Source organism: Parasphingorhabdus sp. (assembly GCF_039982395.1).
In the GTDB taxonomy this organism is placed as follows: domain Bacteria; phylum Pseudomonadota; class Alphaproteobacteria; order Sphingomonadales; family Sphingomonadaceae; genus Parasphingorhabdus.
In genome coordinates, this window is record NZ_JBDWYO010000001.1 from 199,763 (window position 1) to 216,091 (window position 16,329).

16 protein-coding genes are annotated in these 16,329 nt (G+C 54.8%); 3 read left to right on the forward strand and 13 right to left on the reverse strand.

The genetic code is table 11. The features are described 5' to 3' along the window. Positions 1-81: 81 nt before the first annotated feature. The 4 genes from ABJV08_RS01020 to ABJV08_RS01035 are packed head-to-tail and all read right to left on the reverse strand — an operon-like array spanning position 82 to position 4,181. Complete coding sequence (locus ABJV08_RS01020; RefSeq protein ID WP_348039236.1) at positions 82-1,038, reverse strand: alpha/beta hydrolase; 957 nt, start codon at positions 1,036-1,038, stop codon at positions 82-84. Positions 1,039-1,047: 9 nt separating this feature from the next. Beyond that, on the reverse strand, positions 1,048-1,806 hold the full coding sequence (locus tag ABJV08_RS01025; protein ID WP_348039235.1) for a crotonase/enoyl-CoA hydratase family protein: 759 nt from the start codon (positions 1,804-1,806) through the stop codon (positions 1,048-1,050). Positions 1,807-1,826: 20 nt separating this feature from the next. Next, a complete protein-coding gene (locus tag ABJV08_RS01030; RefSeq protein WP_348039234.1) occupies positions 1,827-2,951 on the reverse strand; it encodes an acyl-CoA dehydrogenase family protein in 1,125 nt (374 codons plus the stop codon). Positions 2,952-2,966: 15 nt separating this feature from the next. Beyond that, positions 2,967-4,181: an acyl-CoA dehydrogenase family protein gene (locus tag ABJV08_RS01035; protein ID WP_348039233.1), complete on the reverse strand. Its 1,215-nt coding sequence runs from the start codon at positions 4,179-4,181 to the stop codon at positions 2,967-2,969. A 146-nt stretch (positions 4,182-4,327) separates the two neighbouring features. On the opposite strand from ABJV08_RS01035, the gene ABJV08_RS01040 reads away from it, so the two are divergent. From ABJV08_RS01040 to ABJV08_RS01050, 3 genes are all read left to right on the forward strand, one after another. Next, positions 4,328-6,556: a molybdopterin-dependent oxidoreductase gene (locus ABJV08_RS01040; protein WP_348039232.1), complete on the forward strand. Its 2,229-nt coding sequence runs from the start codon at positions 4,328-4,330 to the stop codon at positions 6,554-6,556. Positions 6,557-6,639: 83 nt separating this feature from the next. After that, positions 6,640-7,404: an SDR family oxidoreductase gene (locus tag ABJV08_RS01045; protein WP_348039231.1), complete on the forward strand. Its 765-nt coding sequence runs from the start codon at positions 6,640-6,642 to the stop codon at positions 7,402-7,404. Between the two features lie 89 nt (positions 7,405-7,493). Further along, positions 7,494-8,186 carry a pentapeptide repeat-containing protein gene (locus tag ABJV08_RS01050; RefSeq protein ID WP_348039230.1) on the forward strand — a complete coding sequence of 231 codons (693 nt, stop codon included), beginning with the start codon at positions 7,494-7,496 and terminating at the stop codon, positions 8,184-8,186. 242 nt (positions 8,187-8,428) lie between these two features. Here the strand turns inward: ABJV08_RS01050 and ABJV08_RS01055 are convergent, their stop codons facing one another. The 9 genes from ABJV08_RS01055 to thiS all read right to left on the reverse strand — a co-directional run bounded on the left by ABJV08_RS01055 (position 8,429) and on the right by thiS (position 16,261). Then, positions 8,429-8,770, reverse strand: a complete 342-nt coding sequence (locus ABJV08_RS01055; protein WP_348039229.1) for a DUF3703 domain-containing protein — start codon at positions 8,768-8,770, stop codon at positions 8,429-8,431. Positions 8,771-8,886: 116 nt separating this feature from the next. Next, the gene (locus ABJV08_RS01060; RefSeq protein ID WP_348039228.1) at positions 8,887-9,294 is read right to left on the reverse strand and encodes a BLUF domain-containing protein; all 408 of its coding nucleotides are present in this window, start codon (positions 9,292-9,294) and stop codon (positions 8,887-8,889) included. A gap of 170 nt (positions 9,295-9,464) precedes the next feature. Continuing rightward, on the reverse strand, positions 9,465-9,923 hold the full coding sequence (locus ABJV08_RS01065) for a MaoC family dehydratase (RefSeq protein WP_348039227.1): 459 nt from the start codon (positions 9,921-9,923) through the stop codon (positions 9,465-9,467). Between the two features lie 24 nt (positions 9,924-9,947). Beyond that, a complete protein-coding gene (locus tag ABJV08_RS01070) occupies positions 9,948-10,862 on the reverse strand; it encodes an SDR family NAD(P)-dependent oxidoreductase (RefSeq protein WP_348039226.1) in 915 nt (304 codons plus the stop codon). A 78-nt stretch (positions 10,863-10,940) separates the two neighbouring features. Then, positions 10,941-12,482 carry a wax ester/triacylglycerol synthase family O-acyltransferase gene (locus ABJV08_RS01075; protein ID WP_348039225.1) on the reverse strand — a complete coding sequence of 514 codons (1,542 nt, stop codon included), beginning with the start codon at positions 12,480-12,482 and terminating at the stop codon, positions 10,941-10,943. 212 nt (positions 12,483-12,694) lie between these two features. Then, positions 12,695-13,843, reverse strand: a complete 1,149-nt coding sequence (locus tag ABJV08_RS01080; protein ID WP_348039224.1) for an EAL domain-containing protein — start codon at positions 13,841-13,843, stop codon at positions 12,695-12,697. Positions 13,844-13,908: 65 nt separating this feature from the next. Continuing rightward, positions 13,909-14,226 (reverse strand): DUF1153 domain-containing protein, encoded by a 318-nt coding sequence (locus tag ABJV08_RS01085; protein ID WP_348039223.1) that lies wholly within the window; start codon positions 14,224-14,226, stop codon positions 13,909-13,911. A gap of 372 nt (positions 14,227-14,598) precedes the next feature. Then, the gene (locus tag ABJV08_RS01090) at positions 14,599-14,952 is read right to left on the reverse strand and encodes a UrcA family protein (RefSeq protein ID WP_348039222.1); all 354 of its coding nucleotides are present in this window, start codon (positions 14,950-14,952) and stop codon (positions 14,599-14,601) included. A 328-nt stretch (positions 14,953-15,280) separates the two neighbouring features. Beyond that, entirely contained in the window at positions 15,281-16,261 is a 981-nt protein-coding gene (thiS, locus tag ABJV08_RS01095; protein WP_348039221.1) for a sulfur carrier protein ThiS, read from the reverse strand. Positions 16,262-16,329: the final 68 nt, after the last annotated feature.

The window sequence follows — 16,329 nt, forward strand, 5'->3', positions numbered from 1 at the left end:
AAAGGCTGTCGCAGACATTTGTCAGAATCGCGCTTTATTGTGGCAGATTGTCGCAAAGCCCGTGGTTGGTTCATCTGCCAATCAGCTAGTGGATGTATCCCAGAGCGCGAGCACCGATCGCAGGGCCGATACTAGCGCTAGCGGTTGATCCAGCATCAGATGATGTTCCGCATCGGGTACGGCGATCATCGGGAGGTGGCTCCCACCCAGTTCGCGAAGATAGCTGGCACTGTCGCCGTCAAATAATTTGCTATTCGCACCATAGACGATCGCCAATCGGTGGGGCAGATCGACAATACGCTGCGGCGCTTCCAGCCATTTGGCCTGATCATTCACGCTCCGACGGAAAACCCGGGGATCAAATTTCCAGGACCAGCCGCCGTCAACCTGCTGCAGCGAGTGATAGGCCATATATTCCATCAAAAAGGGCTGCTGCACCTCCTGCGGCGGCGACAAGACAAAGCGGCGGCGAGCGGTCTCGTAATCCGGATAGATGTTATTCGGTTTGTCCGCCTTGCCGGATCCGGGAGGGCCTTTGGACCCCTTGAAATGGGCAAAGAGCCTTTCCGGTCGAAGGATCATTAAATCGCAGATGATCAGTCCGCCAAAACGCTCCCCCGCAAGTTCCATAGCAGTTAGGCCCACTCCGGAGCCGAAGCTATGCGCGATGATCTTTGGCTTGACCGGACCGGAGAACAGATCGAGCGCTTCGGCCACGGCAACCATGCCTTGGGCACGCTCGTCACCATCGCAACCGGCCACCATCTCGCTCTCGCCCATGCCTGCCAGGTCATAAGCAACAATGTCATATTCTTCGGCAAGAAACGGCGCGATAAAAGCAAAGCAGCGGGCGTGGGCCAGAAAGCCGTGGGTCAGCAACAGCGGTGGATTGCCGCGCTTGCCCCAGCGCAGATAGTGCACTTTGACACCATCAATCTCGACAAAACTATCCTCACGCGGAACATCCAGCGCCGCTACAAACCAAGCGGGCAGGTCTTGCGACGCTGCCCACTGGTCAACAATATCTGTGCTTGCCATCGGCTGGGCTTATTCACCCTTCCAGTCGGGCTTGCGCTTTTGCGCGAAAGCCAATGAGCCTTCTTGCGCATCTTTCGAAGCGAAGACCGGCATCGTGATTTCATTCTGTTTCTTCCAGGCTTCTTCGCTCGACCAATCGTAGCTTTCGTTGATGATTTTCTTCGTCGCTTTCAACGCCAGCGGGCCATTGGCCGCCACCGTTGTCGCCAGTTCAATCGCAGCATCAATTGCGGCGCCTTCGGTCAAGCGGTTGACGAAACCGACATCAAAGGCGCGCTGGGCGGAGAAGAAATCACCGGTTAGCGCCATTTCCATCGCAATGCGCTTGCCGACCAATTGCTGCAATTTGATCACGCCACCAGCCGCTGCGACCAGACTGCGCTTCACCTCCGGAATACCGAATTTGGCGTTCACATTGGCGACGCAAAGATCGCAAGCCAGTGCGAGCTCCAAACCGCCGGCCAAGGCATAGCCTTCAACCGCTGCAATAATCGGCTTCTCAGGGCCTTTTTCAGTAATACCGCCGAAGCCGTAACCCTTCACTGATGGTGTTTCGCCGCGCAGAAAACCCTTCAAATCCATGCCCGAGCAGAATGTTCCACCCGCGCCGGTGATGATACCCGCGTTGAGGCTATTGTCATTGTCGAGCTGCTCCATCGCCGCACGAATGCCTTCGGCTGCAGCCTTGGTCATCGCGTTTTTCGCTTCGGGGCGGTTGATGGTGACGATGATAAAACCGTCTTGGATATCGGTGAGTACTTCAGACATTATTACTTCTCCTGATTTCTTTAGTCGAACAACAAATTGGCGAGTTTCGAGCGCTGATAAGCAGCGTCTCCGATCAGCGCACCTGACAATATCGCTTTGCGCCGGTGCAATTGGGCGTCGCAATCATGGGTGAAGCCAAAGCCGCCATGAAACTGAATCGCCCGATCGGCAGATGTCGAATAGCTTGAATGGGATTGTGCCGCGGCCATCCGAACGGCAACTTCGCCGCGCCCTTGCTCACCCCAGCTATTGGCCGCGCTATACAGATGCGTGCGCGCTTTTTCATATTCGACATAATTGTTCACAGTCGGGTGTTTCAGCGCCTGATAGCTGCCGATGATCTTGCCGAACTGCTTGCGGGTCTTGAGATATTCCAGCGTATAATCGATCACCGATTGCGCGCCGCCGGTCATTTCCGCGGCGTGCAGAAGGCCAGCAGCAAGCTCGACCTTCTCCAGCGTCTCGCGGGTGCGGCCTGCGTCGAAAAGAGCATCGGCTGACAAAGTCACACCATCCAGCGTCACTTCATAGCTGCGTGCGGTTTCGTCGATAACCGTTTCGCGGCGCAGAGCCCCTTCGGCTAGGGAAGATCGTTCGATCAAGGCGAAGCGCACCGCACCGTCAATTTTCACCGAAGCAATGATCAGTTCAGCGCTATCGGCCCAGAGCACCAGCTGCTTCTTGCCAGACAAGATTACCGTACCGCCACTTTCGACGCCAGACGCGTCGATGTTGGACAAGTCCCAATCGCCATTGTCTTCGCGCAGGGCCAGTGTTGCCGCTGCGCCAGCCGCAATTTTCGGCAGCCATGCGGCCTGCTGTGTTTCGCTGCCGCCTGCCAGCAAAGCCTGCGCCGCCAGTGTGGTCGATCCGAAGGGATTGCTCATCAAATTGCGCCCCATCTGCTCGGCTATCGGAACGACTTCCGCCATCGACAGGCCAACTCCGTCATGCGCTTCGGGAATCGCAATCGCCAGCCAGCCCAACTCTCCGATTTCGCGCCAGATAGCGGGATCATAGCCAAGGTCGTCGTCGATCAGCGCCCGCACTTTGTCCACCGGACTTTTGTCACGACAGAAATTGGTCGCCACATCCATCAGTTCAATCTGCTCTTCGGTTGTCCCGATTGTTCCTAAATTATCCATGATCTTGCTTTCTGATCAGCGTGTTTTGGGGAGGCCGAGCGCGTGCTCTGCGACAATGTTGCGCTGGATTTCGGAAGTCCCGCCACCAATGGTAGCCGAGAAACTGTTCAAATAGCTGCGGTGCCAATAGCCGTCATCGACCGCATTTTCATCGCCAACATAATAGCCCGCCTTGGTCCCCTGGAAAGCGAGCGAAAATTCGGTCAGCTCGCGGATCAACTCTGTACGTGCCAGCTTGTTCATCAACGGCAGACCCATCGGCTTGTCCTGCATCAGCTGGGGCATCCGGCGACGGGTGTTGTTGAGATTGAGCGCCTGAATATCGATCATATATTGCGTCATCTTGTCGCGCATCACCGGATCATCCAGCAAAGGTTTGCCGTTGCGGACCGAGTTTTTCGCCAGTTCGACAATTTCCATCACGTCCAGTTCCTTGACGAAGAAACCGCCCACCGGCTTAACCTTGGCGCCGCGTTCATATTCAAGCGTCTTCATCGCCATTGACCAGCCATTGCCCTCACCGCCGAACAGGCAGTCAGCGGAAATACGCGCATCGCTGAAAAAGGTCTGCACAAAGCCATATTCGCCGGTCAGCTTCTTGATCCGACTGGTGCTGATCCCATCCACTTGCATCGGATTGAGGAAGAAGCTGAGGCCCTTATATTTATTCTCGGCTTCAAAATCGGTCCGTGCCAGCAAGATCATATATTTGGCGCGATCACCCAGCGAGGTCCAGATTTTCGAGCCATTGAGAACATAGTCATCGCCATCCTTCACGGCTTTCAATTGCGCGTTGCCGAGGTCGGAGCCGTTGTCCGGTTCGGAGAAGCCCTGACACCAGATGTCTTCGGCATTGAGCATGCCTTTGATATATGTCTGCTTCTGTTCTTCGGTGCCAAGATCCAGGATCAGCGGCCCAGCCCAGCCATTGCCGATCGCGTTGAGCATGATCGGCGCGTCATATTTCTTCATCGCCCGTGTGGCCGTGCGTTGATATTCGCTGTGCAAGCCGCCGCCGCCATATTCTTTTGGCCAGCTCGCACCAAGATAGCCCGCTTCATAGACTTTGCGTTGCCAGTCGCGGAGGAAATCAAACTGCTCGTCGGTCGACACCTCCATGAAGGTCAGCGGCAGCATGAAGCCGGGATCGCGGACGGTATGTTCCTTGAACCACGCATCGGCGGCTTCCCCATATTCCTTGAGTTCGGCTGCGCTTGGTTTGTCGACCATGATCTTGCTCCCAAATTCTTATCAATAGGGCCAGTGGCACAGCCCCATTGCCTGCGATATTGCTTAAAACACTAGTGGGTTAATTGAACGATTAAATTGCAAAAAGCAATGGTCGACCCAGCTAAATCGAGCCTGTGGAGAGAAATATGGTCAGCGAGACTTTCAGCGGACAAAAACATATCATGTGCCGGGCGTGCCACGCCCATTGCGGATTGATTGTCGATTTTGAAAATGGCGTTCCGGTCAAGACCCATGGCGATAAAGATAATCCCGAGTTCGAAGGCTATAGCTGCATCAAAGGCCGCCAACTGGCCAATTATCACAGTTTCGATAGCCGGCTGCTGACTAGCTACACCGGCATGAAACACGGACAGAAAGAAGCCGTCCACTGGCGTGATGCCGCTGGCGACATTGCGAGGCGGCTTGAACATATCGTCGAGGAACATGGACCCGATAGCGTGGCCTCTTATGTCGGAACCTTCGGCTATAATAATGTCAACGCCCATGCTTTCATGCTGGCCCTGATGGAGTCGATTGGATCGACATCCGTCTATGACAGCGTCACCATCGACCAACCGGGCAAAGGCATCGCCCGCGCCCTTGTCGGGCCGTGGCTAGCCGGTGCACCCCGCGTTGGTGACTGGGACGGGTTGATGCTCGTCGGCACCAATCCGGTGGTCTCGATGAACGGCGGCCTCGGAATGAATCCGGCCAAGAAACTGCATGATGCCAAAAAGCGCGGGATGCAGCTGATCGTTATAGACCCACGGGTGACCGACAGCGCCAAGCAAGCCGATATCCATCTGCAATGCCGCCCGGGGCAAGACCCGATCCTGCTGGGCGCAATCGCGAAAATTGTGATCAACGAAGAACTGTATGACAAGGATTTTGTTGCCGGTGATGTTGCAGGCCTGGCGGCGCTCAAAAAAGCTGTACAGCCCTTTGACGCCGGACCGGCGGCTGACCGGGCAGGCGTTGCGGCGGACGATATCATCCGCGCGGCGCGTATGTATGGTAGCTGGAAGAAAGCCAGCATCAGCGGCGGCACCGGCCCCAATATGTCGGGCGGCGGTAATATTACGGAATATCTCAATCTGGCGCTGACCTCGATCATGGGCCACTGGTTGCGCGAAGGCGATCTCAATCGTCGGACCGGCGTGTTCACCAAGCCTGCTCCCGCTATTGCCGCCACACCCGGGCCGATACAGGCATGGGGTTTCGGTCGCAAATTGCACAGCCGTGATCTGGAGCAAAGCATCTCCGGCATGCCAACCGCTGCTTTACCGGATGAGATATTGACGCCCGGCGACAAGCAGGTGAAGGCCCTGATCTGTCTCGGCGGCAACCCGATGCTGGCCTGGCCCGATCAGCTGAAGACCTTCGAAGCGATGAAAGCACTCGACCTGCTCGTCTGCATCGACCCGCGCATGTCAAAGACCGCCGAACTGGCCGATTATGTGATAGCGCCCAAGCTTCATTATGAAGTGCATGGCAACACCGCGGCGCCGGAAATCTACGGCGGATTTGGCGCTGGCTGGGGCTTTGAAAATAATTATGCGCAGGCTAGTCTGCCGATCATGAAATCCCCGGAAGGTTCCGACCTGTGCGAGGAATATCAATTCATCCACGCCGTCGCGTCCGAGATGGACAAAACCATCAAGGTCAAGTCCTGGGCGCTGCTTGCGCATCCGGACGAGCGCGAGGCAACGGCAACGGCCTTCGAACCCGGTGAGACGCCAGACCCGATCACCGCCTGGAGCGCGTCGCTGAATGGCTGTCCCGCTGACATTGCTGAACTATATGAAGATGCAGAGGCCCAAAAGGGCAAGGTCGTCGACGCCCAAGCGTTGCTTGTGCAACCCAAGCCAGCCGACTGGGAAGGCAAGCTGTCGGTCGGCAATGAAGCCATGCTCGATGAGCTGAGCGAATATGCCGATCTGCTGGGCCAACCGGTCGAAGCGGATGAATTCCCGTTCCGGATGATTGGTCGGCGGATGACCGAAATCCACAACAGCAACTGGCACGAAGATCCGGTCCAGCGCAAACGCGTGCCGCATCATCCGGCTTTCATGAACCCCGCCGATATGGAAACGCTCGGCCTATCCGAAGACCAGCCGGTCGAAGTGGAGTCGGCGCGCGCCTTCATCAGCTGTGTCGCCAAAGCCGACAAGACCGTGCGTACCGGCTGTGTGTCCATGCCGCATAGCTGGGGCACCAATCCCGACGAGAAGGAAGATCCGCTGGGCGCCGGCGGTAACACTGGCCGCCTGTCCTACAATGACCGTGACTTTGACAAGCGCACCGGCATTCCCTTGATGAGCAGCATCCCGATACGGGTGCGAGCAAAGCAAGCGGAACTCGAAGCAGCCGAATAAGCGAGATTAGCAGAAAATTCGTTCGTGCCGAGCTTGTCGAAACACCCGACTTGCGGCCAACGGCAACCATTGGAGACTCTAACATGACCAATCCCCTTTTTGACCTCACCGGCGAAGTAGCCGTCATCACCGGCGCGGGCCGGGGCATCGGGGAAGGTATGGCCAAGACGCTGGCCGATGCTGGTTGCAATGTTGTCTGCGCCTCTCGCTCAATGGACCAGATCAGCAGGGTGGCGGACGAAATCAACGCCAGCAACAGCAGCGGGCGCGCGATTGCCCATGCGACAGATGTTACCAGCGCAAAGGATATGGATGCCCTCGCCCAGCGCGCGGTCGATGAATATGGCAAGCTGGATATCTGGGTCAACAATGCCGGCGGATCGCTGGTCTCTGCGCCGCTGACCGAGCTGGACGAAGCCGAGTGGGACAAGACTTTGGCGACCAATCTCACCTCGGTCTTTTACGGCGTCCGCGCCGCTTGCAAACATCTGGGCGAAGGCAGCCGCATCGTCAACACCAGCTCCCTGGCCGCGCAGGACCCCTTTCCTGGCAGCAGCCACTATAGCGCGGCCAAGGCAGGCGTGTTGATGCTCACCAAAACCCTCGCCCACGAACTGGGACCAAAGACCCGCGTCAATGCGATCTTGCCTGGCTTCGTGCCGACCGAGACGGTCAAAGGTGCGCTTAACATGAAAGACGAAGACTTCGTTGGCTTTGCAGATACTCTGGGCTTGCCGGTCGGGCGACTGGGCACACCGCAGGATATCGGCGCCCTCACCCTCTATCTCTGTGCACCGGCTTCGGAATGGCTGACCGGACAATGTATCCGGATTGCCGGCACGCCATGAGGCAATGGTAGCCGTTTCGAATTCATTGGTGCACCATCGGTTTTCTGCGCATAGTCAATGTTTGGATTTCGTAATTTTCGAGTATCAGCATGACCGATCTTTTTTCCGATGACAGGATCCGCGAACAGGTGCTTTCGCGAGATGATATCTTGCGCTTGGCATCAAAGTCTCAGCCGGCCTGCTTGGTTGACTGCGACCTGGAAGATGCTGACCTCGCCGATGTCGATCTGATCGGCTGGGAATTTGAGCGATGTAACCTACGCCGGGTCGATTTTTCGGGCGCTACTCTTGAAAATACGGAATGGCGGCATTGTCGCGGGGCGTTCGCGAAATTCGTCGGGGCTGATCTCACGGATGCATTGTTCGAGTCGAGTGACTTTAACAATGCGGCTTTTCAGCGCGCCACATTGGTGTCCGCCGCCTTCCGAAGCTGCAAGTTGACCGGCGTTGATTTGACCGAAACCCGATCAATGGGGATAAGCTTTGACGAAACGCTGCTGATCAGTGCCAAGGCACCGTCCTATAGTTTCCACAAACAGACGTTGCATAAAATCGATTTCAGCCAGGCCGACTTGCACAAGTCCGATTTCCGTTCAGCTGTGTTGGTGGATTGCAGCTTGCGCGATGCTCATATGGAAGGGTCTCGATTTGAAGGGGCTGATCTTCGGGGTGCAGACCTCGGCGGTCTTCGTCTGGTCGACGCGGCTCTTTTTCGCGGTGCTACGATTTCTAGAGAACAGGCAGGGCAATTGCTCAGCGAATTGGGGCTGAACGTCCTTTGAGCACCTGGCTGGAACGATTGCAGATTCAGCTGGAATTCTCGATATCTCCCGAACACCAATATCGCGCTGGTTCTGTCCGGGCCGCCAAAACAGACTGCCCGGCGAATGATGGGTCGCAAAATCATTCGCCGGACATAGGTTACTCACCGAAAGGGGGGCTCGGTTTCATCAATGTTCGATGGGCCGACACTGGCGCGAACCAGCTAATGCCCTATCCGTCCCGCTGCGTTACACCCAACCACTCAGTTTTCAAAATAGACCGCGAGATCGTCTGGAATTTTCATTGACTTGAGAGCGGAGACATTCGCCCCACCAGTGTTGCCGATGGGCACCCAGCCGACAAGGCTTGCCGGGAACACTGCTATGATCCGCATGATCTGACCGACGATCTCACGCACATCGCGTCTGACGATGCCAATTTTCAGCATCCCTCCATGCGTTTTCAAATGGGCCGAGAAATCGCGCTGGCCCAAAATATGGGCGCGTTCGAGATGATGAAATGCCATGTCCATATCCTGGTTCGCATAAGCGGCCGCGGATAGAGATATTTCTGTCTGAAAAGCATTTGCGAGTATCGGTGTCATAAGTCTGCGTTAGAAGACCTGCGCTATCGATATCAATCATTTTCGCATAGCCAAAGTCGATCTCGCTAGAGTGCAGCCACTGTGCACGGGCTTATCTAGCCAAAGCCGCTCATCGGCTATTTTCCTTTGCCTTTGGTTTTACCCAAGAATTTTGCAAAAAGAGCCCGCGTCTCGTCGCTGGCATTTTCCGTAAGGCCTGCCAATTGCTTTTCAAGATCGGCGCCCGGGCCAATTTGCGTGCGTTCAAAAGCCATCGACCATGCTCCGAATTCTGCTTCTTCCACTTCGGTTTCTATCAAACATTTGATGTCTGTGTGACGCGGATCTTTCTTCACTTTGGCATATACATCGCGCACCGAAGCTTCCGCGCCTTCCAGAGCCTGAACGAAGAAGGATCCGGTATAGAGCAAAGCGCCGGTTACATTTTTCAGGGGATTGTTGCGGCGGGACTGGATGAGAATGTCTGAACTGTCATCTGCCGTATATAGTTTGGTTGGCGTGCTTTTGTAGATCAACTGAAACATGGATTATTCCTGATAGCATAATTCCTCCTATCCTTTGACGGCGAATTGTCTGCCAGATTAATATCCGAGTGATATTTTTCAGCTGCCGGTTTCTGACAAACGTTAGTGTCCAGAAAAAAGGGCCCCGGAACCAGCCCGGAGCCCTTTGCCCAAAATATCATTCTGTCGCTTTAGCCGACGACAATCATCACCAAGGATGTCGCGATCAAGGCCGGCGTTTCGATGCCGTCAATTTCGACAACGACATTATAGGTCAGCAACCAGCGGCCTGGCTGTTTTTCGACTGCATCCACCAAGGTATGGCGTCCACGAACCTTGGATCCAGCGCGCACCGGGTTAAGGAACCGCACTTTGTCAAAGCCATAGTTGATGCCCATCACCGTGCCTTCGAGACCCAATGTCGTGCCGGCCGATAGTTTCGGCAGCAGCGATAGCGTCAGCAAGCCATGTGCAATCGTCCCGCCGAACGGCGTTTTGGCGGCGGCTTCTTCATCAATATGGATGAACTGATGGTCTTCGGTGCAATCTGCAAATGTGTTGATCCGGTCCTGACCGACTTCAACCCAATCGGACACACCGACTTCCTTGCCCTTCCAGCTTTCGAGTTCGCTTGGTTTAATTACTGGCATTATATTTCTCCTAAGTTCGGACCTTTAGCCCTTCATGACTTCCTGCATCCGGCGGAAGAATTTTCCGCCCTGACCGCCGCCATTGGCATATTCTTGCATGCCCGTTTCGTCGAGAATCTGGTCGATATTTTCGGCAATGGACTCAGCGCTGCGTTTTTCAACCGGCAACCAGATGCCTTCTGTTTCAAAGATTTTCGCAGCAGCATAACCACCAGCGCCGGCGGTCAATATCGTCTTCGATGGCGCGCCATCGCTGCACAGGTAGACCACGGCGGGGGTTACGGCTTCTGGAACCAGCGCCTTCAAGGCTTCTTCCGGCATGATGTCTTCGGTCATGCGGGTCGCGGCAACTGGGGAAATACAGTTGGTATGAATGCCCTTGCCGGCGCCTTCCTGATGCAGACTGTTCATCATCCCGACCAAAGCGAGCTTCGCGGCGCCGTAGTTCGCTTGACCAAAATTGCCATAGAGGCCTGTCGAGGACGTGGTCATTACGATCCGGCCATATTGGCGTTCGCGCATATGATCCCAAACCGCCTTGGTGCAATTGGCACTGCCGGTAAGATGGACATCCATCACAAATTGGAAATCTTCCATTGTCATTTTGTGGAAGCTTTTGTCGCGCAACACGCCGGCATTGTTGACCAAGATATCTACATGGCCCCATTTGGCGATCGCATCAGCGACCATTTTTTCTACCGCTGGCATGTCGGTGACACTGCAACCAGCGGCCATGGCTTCGCCGCCTTCGGCTTCGATTTCGGCAACCACTTGATCAGCGACCGTGGCCGATCCACCGGTACCATCGCGGGCACCGCCAAAATCGTTGACGACAACTTTGACACCGCGTCGGGCCAGTTCTTTGGCATGTTCGCGGCCTAGGCCGGCACCAGCGCCGGTAACGATGGCAACGCGGTCGTTAAATTCTACTGTGCTCATGGAGAGTCCCTTTTGTTAACCGAATGATTAACGAAAGCGATGCCGCAATCAGGCCCAAGGAGTCAAGCGGGAAGGCCGCTATTTTCCCGAGGTTTTTGCCCGTGTCCTGCCTGCCGTAGCGGCAGAGGCGGAAATCCGCTTCTTGGGCTTTTTGGACTGCTTGGCCTTCTTCGACTTGGCTTTTTTCGTCGCCGCTGCTTTTGCTGTGCGAGCCGCTCTCATGAGATCGGAGAAGCTGCGCGACATACATTTCGCGTAAAATTCCGGATCGGGCATGATGTTGCGGTCGGCCAAAAAGGTGAGGATGACATTGCCATTGTAACTGGTCACCACGTGGAACAGCCCCTGTCCCTCTGCCAATATGCCCATGCCAAAGGATTTCACCAATTCGGCGCCAGCAAAATACATCGGCACCATCGGTCCGGGGACATTGGTGACAACCGTGTTGACGGCGGGATTCAGTCGCTCGACTAGACCGGCACGCACCATCATCTTGGTCCCTGCGGCGGTCAGTCCGGCTGGCATGGCACCGGACAATTCCATCAAGGTCTTCGCACCCATGGCCTGGGTCATCGCCTTGGACCGTTTGGTTTCGTCCATGATGAACTTCAGTCGGTCACCTGCATCCGCGAGATGGGTCCCGACACCGACCTGCATCATTGTCACCTGGTTGCCGGCGGAATTCTTATCATCATCCGTCCGCACCGACACCGGCGCACCGATTTTCATCGTCTTTGTCGGAAGGTCATTCTTGGCCTCGAGATATCCGCGCATCGATCCGCTCACCGCTGCGATCATCACGTCGTTCACGGTCGCACCGGGAAAGGCCTCACGGATTTTTTTGATGTCGGACAAAGCAAATTCCCGCCCGTCAAACACCCGGTGCGGGCTCAACTTCTTGTTGAAGCGTGTCTTGGGGATGCTGCCCTTCGCATCATCGCGCTGGCGGTATTCGCGTTGCACATCGAACAACCGCTTTGGCATCGGGATCAGTTTTTGCAAATTCTGCAATCCGCGCACCGGATTGGCGATATTGTTAAACTGCGCCTTGGCCAATAGGGCAACAGGATTGGGGTCTTTTTCCGGCTCAAACTGCATATCAAAATTGCGTGGATTCATGTTCGCATCAAGGTCGTGCAGCGCCAACGTCATCTGCAGGCCTGATTGTCCATCGATCGCGGCATGGTGCATCTTGTGCAGAACCGCAAAGCTCCCCTTTGGCACGCCCTCGACATTGTCGAGCCCTTCAATGACCGTATATTCCCAGAGCGGCTTGTTCATATCCATCGGCCGGGCGTAAATCCGCGCCGCCTGGATACACAATTGCCGCCAGTCGCCAGGCTTGGGCAAGGCGATATGCCGAACATGGAATTCCAGATCGAAATTCGCATCGTCCACCCAATAGGGATGGTCCAGATCGAGGGGGACCCGCACCAGTTTCTGGCGAAAAATCGGCGCGCCATCGAGACGCCCTTCGATATAGCGTAAAATGTCTTTGAAACCGACCATGCCGCCAGGTGCCGTGGACGGATCATAGATCAACAGCTGCCCGATGTGCATCGGCGTGTTCGCCGTCTCGGTGTAGGCAAACATCGCATCCAGTGCGCTCAGCTGTTTCATCGCAATTCCCTTAAGAGGCTCCAGTGAGGCAGAGCATAATGGAAATTGGTTAAAGAAGCGAATCCGTTCGGCATCGGCAGCGGGGCTCCACGATCCGCCATTGGCGTCCGATCAACGCGGGGCCAATCCGAATCCGGTTGACCGGAAAAAGACAGAAACCGGCTCGATCATATTGGAAGTTGTGACTGACGAACCGAAAGTTTTGGCTTTGACTAGCCGCTCCAATTCTTGACCAGATATTGCGGTGGAACGGCGTGCCCCCAATAGAAGCCTTGGCCATGGTCGGCTCCCAGAAGCCTAGCCTTTTCCAGATGAAAGGGCGTTTCAATCCCTTCGATCACGGACTTGGCCCCCCGATGATGACAATAGTCGATAACCGAACCCAGCACCGTGATGGGCACCCGGTCATTGCAAAAGGCCCAGAATATTTTCTTGTCGAGTTTCAATTCCGCGAAAGGAATCTCGGCGATCCGATCGAGATTGCTGTGGCCCGTGCCATAGTCATCTATCGAGACGGCGATTCCATATTGCGACAGGATGTGACAGACTTCGGCAACGACGGCTATGTTGGCGATTCTATTTTCTTCGGTTATCTCCATGATCACCAACCCTCGAAAGTTTGGCGACGTTTTCAAACGGGCAAAAAATGCATCTATAAATTCCCGCTGCGTCAAGAGAATCGCACTGCAGTTGAAAGATACCGGAACGCTTTTCCGCCAATCGTGCAGCGAGGCTGCAAGCTTTGTTACCTGATCAATCACATTCAAAGTCGCTTCTATTTCAAGCGCAATTTCCGTAGCGGCTGAAAAGATGGTCGCCGGACTGATCGCACGCCTGGTTTTCAACCGCGACAATGCTTCATATCCGACAACAGACCCGTCACTGAGCGAATGCTTGGACTGAAATTCTACGACGAGATTGTCAATCAATCGTTCGCTGGCAATCAAGGCGCTGATATATTCGGAATCCAAAATGATCTTCTGACTGGCTTCAGCATGTTGCTCGATCAAGGCCGCAAGCGCATTGGGGTCAAAAGGCTTGGGAATGGTTGCAACGATCTGGGAGTCGGCCGTCGTGACGGATCCGGTTCCGGCAGAATATATATTCGCGTCCATCCCGGTCATCAGAACCAGCGGCAAGGGATGTTCGACCGCATCAAATGTGCCCAACAGACCCGCATTGCTTTCAGTCCAAATGTCTTTGTCTGCGACAATGACATCCGGATCAAAAGCGGTGGCCGCGTTCTCGTCGCCGGGAGAATAGATGCAGGCTACAGATATTTCACGCTGTTCAAGATCGTCCTGCAAAAGGCGCGTGAAGGCGCTCTCTTCGTCAATGACGAGGACACGTTTCTTTGGCATGGCTTCGGCTTTCAGTTATCGCAAATCCGTCGATGTGTTCGATCCAGATGAGGATCTTCAGATGGTCACGACTCTGCCGGATCAAGTTTATCCTGCCGTGCTCGATGTTCGGTACGATATTGGGAGAGATAGCTTATCCGCAAACCAGGCAGCCCCGATTTGTAGATCGTCTCTTGCCAAGAAAGGAACTCTTCAAGCGAAAGATCATAACGGCTGCACGCCTCTTCGAGGCTCAACAAGCCTCCGTTAACGGCAGCAACCACTTCCGCTTTCCGTCTGATCACCCATCGCGTCATATTATTCTTTGGCAAGTCTCTCAGGCTCAGGGATTCACCGAAAGGACCGATAACGATTTCCGGTCTTTTCTGCCGACCAACTTCCATATAACCTCCTGAAAAATACGGTTCCCCGCTGTTCCATCATAGGGAAACACACCATATCGATGCACTCCGTTACAATATGTTACATATGGTCGTTTATATATTAACAATGCTTTTTGAGGATTGGTTAACGTGCTATAAATAGTTATACTAACAATGTTGTTAGTTATATATAGTCGTATATTTACCTGTATTTGAATATTCTATAATATTGAACGACATAAATCATGTATATATAATTAGTATTTCTTCGAAAACAGGAAACCGATAGCGTATAAAAAGAAACCCCGGTGTAAGGGACACCGGGGTTATCAAAGTTGGTTTTGGCCAAAGTGCGGCCGCTTGTTGGGGGACTGCGGCTCTTGGAATTTTGTTCTAGTTGCTGATAACCATCGCCGTTTCGATAGGCTTGCCAGACTTAGCAGCCGCCATGATCGTCACACTGGCACGCTGGGCGGATGCACTTGCTTGCTTCATGCAAACATCATGATCCCTTGTATCGACCAGGTTTTTCGCATCATAGCTTCCGCAGACTTTGCGAACGGCACCGCTTAGGCGGCCCTGCAAAGTGGCTTGACCATCTGCGCTGTTCAAATCGAGGTCAGCATAGCTAACAACGGCTGTGCGTTCGGTCCGGTTCTGAGCGCTCGCGCTGGCAGAAAATCCGGTCGTGCTGACAGCAATTGCTGCAGCGGCACACAGAGCTTTGGTAAAGATAGAATTCGACATTATTATTCTCCTCAAACTTTATTTCGGGGCGGTGCCGGTTAAATTGGGGGCCGGCGCTGCCCACTAGGGGGTGAGGTCGGGAGCGGATTGTCCATCATGCCGGGGAAGGGCTGTCTGGAGAGACGTGGGGATTTGCTCCCGCCTCGCAATCCTAGGTAGGGGAACGATCCAGGGCGAGCATCCCAAGTTCGATAAAACGCGATTGTGATCGGCAAACGGCATCGCGGTTCGACCAACGACAATCGCTGATCGACCAATCTAACATCACGTAACTTTTGTTACGAATCAGTTAGTTACAGATGACACCGAATCATGCTGTATTAGGACACTAAATCAGCCCGGACAGGGGGCTCGACGGGTCAGCATACATGCGGCGGCCCATGCGCCCGGACAGATATGCCTCGCGACCTGCCTCGACAGCGAGCTTCATTGCGCGCGCCATGCGCACCGGTTCTTTGGCTTCGGCAATGGCGGTATTCATCAGCACGCCATCGCAGCCCAGCTCCATGGCAACCGCCGCATCGCTCGCGGTCCCAACACCGGCATCAACCAGCACAGGCACATTGGCGCCTTCCACAATCAGCCGGATCGTGACCCGGTTCTGGATACCGAGCCCGGAACCAATTGGCGCACCGAGCGGCATGATCGCTACCGCGCCTGCATCTTCAAGCTGTTTCGCACCAATCGGATCGTCGACACAATAGACCATCGGCTTGAACCCTTCCTTGGCCAACACTTCTGTCGCCTCGAGCGTTTCGCGCATATTGGGATAGAGCGTCTTCGCTTCGCCGAGCACCTCTAGCTTGACCAGGTCCCAGCCACCCGCTTCACGCGCCAGCCGCAAAGTGCGAATCGCATCCTCAGCATTGAAACAGCCGGCGGTGTTGGGAAGATAGGTGATCTTCTTTGGATCAATATAGTCCATCAGCACCGGCTGGTTGCGGTCCGTCACGTTGACCCGGCGGACAGCGACGGTGACAATTTCTGCGCCCGCGGCTGCCACCGCAGCGGCATTTTCTTCAAAGTCCTTATATTTGCCAGTGCCGACAATCAGTCGGGACTTGAACGTTGTTCCCGCAACCGTCCAACTATCGTCCCCGGATCCGCCACCAACAAAATGCACGATTTCCAGTTCGTCCCCTTGCTCGACTATGACATCACCCAGAATCGACCGTGTCACAATCTCCCGATTGCGTTCGACTGCCACCTTCGCAGGATCAAGGTCGAGGGACCGCACCAGATCGGCAATCGACAGACCCGCAGCAAACCGGTGAGCCTCGCCATTTAATTGGATCTGAATTTCGGCCATTTCGATAACTTTCATGTCTTTGATCTCGCTTTTCAAATACGAGCCATATAAAGAGGTCGCTCCAGTCG

What these genes read in the sequence shown, in the direction of transcription:
- ABJV08_RS01090 (WP_348039222.1), bottom strand. Translation starts at nt 14,952, where the DNA reads ATGTCGAATTCTATCTTTACCAAAGCTCTGTGTGCCGCTGCAGCAATT.
- ABJV08_RS01030 (WP_348039234.1), bottom strand. Translation starts at nt 2,951, where the DNA reads ATGGATAATTTAGGAACAATCGGGACAACCGAAGAGCAGATTGAACTG.
- ABJV08_RS01045 (WP_348039231.1), top strand. Translation starts at nt 6,640, where the DNA reads ATGACCAATCCCCTTTTTGACCTCACCGGCGAAGTAGCCGTCATCACC.
- ABJV08_RS01020 (WP_348039236.1), bottom strand. Translation starts at nt 1,038, where the DNA reads ATGGCAAGCACAGATATTGTTGACCAGTGGGCAGCGTCGCAAGACCTG.
- ABJV08_RS01085 (WP_348039223.1), bottom strand. Translation starts at nt 14,226, where the DNA reads ATGGAAGTTGGTCGGCAGAAAAGACCGGAAATCGTTATCGGTCCTTTC.
- ABJV08_RS01060 (WP_348039228.1), bottom strand. Translation starts at nt 9,294, where the DNA reads ATGTTTCAGTTGATCTACAAAAGCACGCCAACCAAACTATATACGGCA.
- ABJV08_RS01075 (WP_348039225.1), bottom strand. Translation starts at nt 12,482, where the DNA reads ATGAAACAGCTGAGCGCACTGGATGCGATGTTTGCCTACACCGAGACG.
- ABJV08_RS01025 (WP_348039235.1), bottom strand. Translation starts at nt 1,806, where the DNA reads ATGTCTGAAGTACTCACCGATATCCAAGACGGTTTTATCATCGTCACC.
- ABJV08_RS01035 (WP_348039233.1), bottom strand. Translation starts at nt 4,181, where the DNA reads ATGGTCGACAAACCAAGCGCAGCCGAACTCAAGGAATATGGGGAAGCC.
- ABJV08_RS01065 (WP_348039227.1), bottom strand. Translation starts at nt 9,923, where the DNA reads ATGCCAGTAATTAAACCAAGCGAACTCGAAAGCTGGAAGGGCAAGGAA.
- ABJV08_RS01055 (WP_348039229.1), bottom strand. Translation starts at nt 8,770, where the DNA reads ATGACACCGATACTCGCAAATGCTTTTCAGACAGAAATATCTCTATCC.
- ABJV08_RS01040 (WP_348039232.1), top strand. Translation starts at nt 4,328, where the DNA reads ATGGTCAGCGAGACTTTCAGCGGACAAAAACATATCATGTGCCGGGCG.
- ABJV08_RS01050 (WP_348039230.1), top strand. Translation starts at nt 7,494, where the DNA reads ATGACCGATCTTTTTTCCGATGACAGGATCCGCGAACAGGTGCTTTCG.
- ABJV08_RS01070 (WP_348039226.1), bottom strand. Translation starts at nt 10,862, where the DNA reads ATGAGCACAGTAGAATTTAACGACCGCGTTGCCATCGTTACCGGCGCT.
- ABJV08_RS01080 (WP_348039224.1), bottom strand. Translation starts at nt 13,843, where the DNA reads ATGCCAAAGAAACGTGTCCTCGTCATTGACGAAGAGAGCGCCTTCACG.
- thiS (WP_348039221.1), bottom strand. Translation starts at nt 16,261, where the DNA reads ATGGCCGAAATTCAGATCCAATTAAATGGCGAGGCTCACCGGTTTGCT.